General features: G+C 66.3%; 4 protein-coding genes. All 4 read left to right on the top strand.

Annotated features, from left to right (window positions below; all coding sequences use genetic code 11):
- A partial coding sequence (locus tag JW876_02955) for a V-type ATP synthase subunit A (protein MBN1884469.1) occupies positions 1 to 449 on the top strand: 449 nt, incomplete at its 5' end.
- 46 nt (positions 450 to 495) lie between these two features.
- Positions 496 to 1,935, top strand: a complete 1,440-nt coding sequence (locus tag JW876_02950) for a V-type ATP synthase subunit B (protein ID MBN1884468.1) — start codon at positions 496 to 498, stop codon at positions 1,933 to 1,935.
- Between the two features lie 24 nt (positions 1,936 to 1,959).
- Complete coding sequence (locus tag JW876_02945) at positions 1,960 to 2,595, top strand: V-type ATP synthase subunit D (GenBank protein ID MBN1884467.1); 636 nt, start codon at positions 1,960 to 1,962, stop codon at positions 2,593 to 2,595.
- A 371-nt stretch (positions 2,596 to 2,966) separates the two neighbouring features.
- Positions 2,967 to 3,467, top strand: a 501-nt coding sequence (locus JW876_02940; GenBank protein ID MBN1884466.1) for a hypothetical protein, incomplete at its 3' end; no start/stop codon positions are given.

Below are 3,467 nucleotides of genomic sequence, written 5' to 3'. Positions count from 1 at the left end.
TCTTCCGCAACGAGGTCTCCGAAGACTGGCGGGGGATGCGGACGGAGGCGATGACGCTGCTGCAGAAGGAATCGGACCTCAACGAGCTCGTGCGGCTCGTCGGCGTCGACGCCCTCTCGGGACAGGACCGCATCGTCCTCGAGACGGCGAAGATGATCCGTGAGGATTTCCTCCACCAGTCGGCGTTCGATCCGGACGACGCCTACACGCGCCTCCTCAAGCAGTACCGGATGCTGGGCGCGATCATGGAGGTTTATCGCGCGAGCGCGCGGGCGCTGGAACGCGGCGTGCCGGTGCGCAAGCTCCTCGACCTCCCCGTGCGGGAGAAGATCGCCAGGATGCGCCTCGTCAAGGAGGACAGCCTCGACGAGTTCGACGCGATCCTCGCGGACATCGAGACCGAGATCGCCGAGCGGTCCGCCGAGGCGCGCTCGGTCGAGACGGAATGACGGGCAGACGAGAGACAGATGACGACAGGGGAAGAGAGGTAGCCTGATGGTGACTGAATATTCGACGATCGAGGAGATCACCGGACCGCTGGTGCTGCTCGGCGATGTCGATCACGCCACGTACGAGGAGGTCGTCGAGGTCGAGCTTCCCGACGGGGAGATCCGGAACGGGCGGGTTCTCGAGGTCGATCGCCGGCACGTGCTCGTGCAGCTCTTCGAGGGCACGCGCGGCGTCGACATCGCGAAGACGAAGGTGCGGTTTCTCGGGCGCGGGCTCGAGCTCGCCGTCTCGCCGGACATCCTCGGACGGATCTTCAACGGGCTCGGCGCGCCGATCGACGACGGCCCGAAGATCGTCCCCGAGAAACGGCTGGACATCAACGGGAACCCGATCAACCCCTACGCGCGGGTCTATCCCCAGGAGTTCATCCAGACGGGGATATCGGCCATCGACGGGCTCAACACCCTCGTCCGCGGGCAGAAGCTCCCGATCTTCTCGGGATTCGGGCTGCCCCACTCGGAACTGGCCGCGCAGATCGCGCGCCAGGCGACGGTGCCGGGCGCCGAATCGGCGTTCGCGATCGTCTTCGCCGCGATGGGGATCACCTTCGAGGAGGCCAACTACTTCATCCGCGACTTCCAGGAGACGGGCGCGATGGAGCGGGTGGTCCTCTTCGTCAACCTCGCCAACGACCCGACGATCGAGCGCATCGCCACGCCGCGGACCGCTCTCACCGCGGCCGAGTATCTCGCCTTCGAGCGCGGGATGCACGTGCTCGTCATCATGACCGACATGACGAACTACTGCGAGGCTCTTCGCGAGGTTTCCGTCGCCCGCAAGGAGATCCCGGGGCGGCGCGGCTACCCGGGCTACCTCTACACCGATCTCGCCTCACTCTACGAGCGCGCGGGGCTGCTCAAGGGCGAGAAGGAGGGGGAGGTGCAGGAGGGATCGATCACGCAGATCCCGATCCTCTCGATGCCGGACGACGACAAGACGCATCCCATTCCCGACCTCACCGGCTACATCACCGAGGGGCAGATCATCCTCGACCGTGTCCTGCACCGCAAGGGGATCTACCCGCCGATCAACGTCCTGCCGAGCCTGTCCCGGCTCCGGGACAAGGGGATCGGCGAGGGGCGCACGCGCGAGGACCACGCCCAGGTGGCGAACCAGCTCTTCTCCTCGTACGCGCGAAGCAAGGAGGTCGAGGAACTGGCGGTCGTGCTCGGCGAGGCGGCGCTCTCGGACGCCGACCGCGCCTTCATGGCCTTCGGCGGCGATTTCGAGGACCGTTTCGTCCGACAGGCCCTCGACGAGAACCGGACGATCGAGGAGACGCTCACCATCGGGTGGGATCTTCTCACGCACATCCCGCGGAGCGAGATCAAGCGCATCCGCGACGAATACATCGACCGCTACCTTCCCGTCGCGGAGGAGGAGGGCGGTTCCGCCGAAGCGGCGCCAGACGGCGAGGACGGGTAGGGTCCGCGAGACAAAGGATCGAAGGTGAAGCGCAAGGAAAATCCCAACCGGATGACGCTCCTCAGGCTGCGGCGGCGTCTCGACCTGTCGCAGCGGGGGCACCGGCTCCTCAAGAACAAGCAGGAGAAGCTCATGCAGAACTTCTTCTCGCTCGTCCGGGAGACGACCGATCTCCGCCGGGTCGTCGAGAAGGCCTTCCTGAGCCTCGGCGCGCACTACATCCGCGGCCGCGCCGCGACGGACCGCCAGTCTCTCGAGGATGCCCTCGAGCTGAGCACGCGCCGCGGCACCCTCGGCGTATCGATGCGGTACGAGATGAGCGTGCGGATACCCGAGTTCGATTTCACGTGGCCGGAGAACGATCCGGCCTACACGCTGACCGGCACCTCCCCCGAGCTCGACGTCGCCTTCGGAAAGCTCTACGCCTCCTTCCCGACGCTCCTCAAGCTCGCCGAGAAGGAGAACGCCCTCTTCCACCTCTCCGAGGAGCTCGAGAAGACCAGGCGGCGCGTGAACGCGCTCGAGTACGTCATGATCCCCGATCTCGAGGAGAGCATCAAGAGCATCGAGAGCAAGCTCGGCGAGAACGAGCGCGCCTCGCAGACACGCATGATGAAGATCAAGGACATGGTCCAGCAGCGCGAGGCCGGAAAGACCTGACCGTCCGCGGCGCCGCTCCACCCGGCGCCGGCACAAATCGATTGACCGTCCGGCCGCCCGACGCTATCTTTCCGGTACGGGAAGAGACGGAGACTCCCACCACCCGTTTTCCCTCCCCCGATCCCACCGGGGAAGACGGTCTCCACCGACGACAGACATCGCCATACGGAAGGAGTGCAGTCATGCGCGACCGACCGCATGTCCGGCGCGGCCGTTTCCGCGACCAGGTCGCGGCGGAGTGCCGGAGACCGTGTCAGTTTGACCGCCGTTCCCCTCTTTTACCCGCCTGTCTCCTTTTTTCCATCCTCCTGTTCCCCGGGTTGGCCGGAGGGCGGACCGTCGATCCGGCCTTCGCCGCGAAGGTGAAGGAGATGGAGCGCATCTGGGTGTGGGACGGGAGCGGGATCCACAACGTGGGCAACCTCCAGATACACGTCTGCAACTGGGGGGTCTTCGGCTCCTACCCGGGACGGCAGCTGCCGATCTCGGAATTCCCGTCGGCCCAGTGGCCGGCCAACTCCGGGGTCGAGTATCTCTACACCGCCGGGCTGTGGGTGGGGGCGAAGAAAGGGGGGATCCCCGTCGTCTCGACCGCCACGCCGGACATCGAGTTCCGGCCGAGTTCCGATCCCCTGCAGAAGATCTACACCACCTTCGAGGGGGCCCCGGGCGGCTCCCGGCTGCCGAGCCCGGCCGACGACGACAAGGACGGGCTCGAGGACGAGGACTGGCTGAACGGCGTCGACGACGACGGGGACGGCCGGATCGACGAGGATTTCGCCGCGATCAGCAACCAGATGATCGTCTGCTGGTACACCGACGACGATCCGACGGCCACGCAGGTCAACCCCGAGCACACGCCGCTCCACCTC

The organism is Candidatus Krumholzibacteriota bacterium, from assembly GCA_016931295.1.
GTDB lineage: Bacteria > Krumholzibacteriota > Krumholzibacteriia > Krumholzibacteriales > Krumholzibacteriaceae > JAFGEZ01.
This window is presented reverse-complemented; position numbering and strand designations above follow the sequence as displayed.